Genomic DNA, 831 nt, shown 5'->3' on the forward strand with positions numbered 1-831 from the left:
CTTTACTACCCAATAACTAAATGTCGCTAGCTTAATTCCAACACTTTCACAATACTTTGATTGTGTCAATCCACTTGTTTTCCAATCCTCTACATGAGAGTACATAATTTCTTGTTTGCTCATCTCTTTATTATTTGAGACAAACTTACTATCTTACATCATCTTATGAAATATGTGGTTGCTCGGGTGCATACTCTGCAATTGTTTTTTCTGAAAATAAATCATGCCATGCTTTTACAGGTAATTGTGAGCAAAAGATAGTTGTTTTATGATGATTACGATCCTCAATAATATCCATTAGTATAAGTTGCTTATCACCAGTAATGGGTTGTGTTTTGACCCCTATAAACCTAGAGTATTTTTAAATTTTTAAAGTATTGGATATTCCGGTTTGATTTGTGCCAGTGATTTCGGAGCACTTGTGCCACCTATTTCGGTCAAACTGTGCCAGTGATTCCGTTTCAATTTGTGCCAGTTTTCGGTTTGATTTGTACCACTTAGAGTAACGCTTGTAGTTATTTCGGTTCAAACCGTGCCACTTTGGAAAGTTTAATACCATTATCTTGTTGTTTTCAAAACGATAAGATATGGCTAATAAACTTGATCCAATGGACTTAAAACAAATTATTACCTTGCATTTAGATGGCTATAGCAATCGAAAGATAGCTAGTACATTAAGTATTTCACGCAATACAGTTAATACCTATATGCAACTCTTTGTTGCAAGTGAATACTCACTTGCAGCAAAGAGTTACAATGATGTAGTTCATAGGTTTAGACTCTAAATGATCTAAAATATCCTTTTGAAAAAAACCACTATCTAACCGTATT

General features: G+C 33.7%; 2 protein-coding genes. One reads left to right on the forward strand and one right to left on the reverse strand.

Translation table 11 applies throughout. The features are described 5' to 3' along the window. A partial coding sequence (gene tnpA, locus HX049_RS18545; protein WP_435793538.1) for an IS66 family insertion sequence element accessory protein TnpA occupies positions 1-123 on the reverse strand: 123 nt, incomplete at its 3' end. Positions 124-608: 485 nt separating this feature from the next. Here tnpA and HX049_RS18410 point away from each other — a divergent pair. Beyond that, positions 609-785 carry a LuxR C-terminal-related transcriptional regulator gene (locus HX049_RS18410; protein ID WP_326368708.1) on the forward strand — a complete coding sequence of 59 codons (177 nt, stop codon included), beginning with the start codon at positions 609-611 and terminating at the stop codon, positions 783-785. Positions 786-831: the final 46 nt, after the last annotated feature.

The organism is Myroides odoratimimus (assembly GCF_030326305.1).
Lineage (GTDB): Bacteria > Bacteroidota > Bacteroidia > Flavobacteriales > Flavobacteriaceae > Flavobacterium > Flavobacterium odoratimimum_A.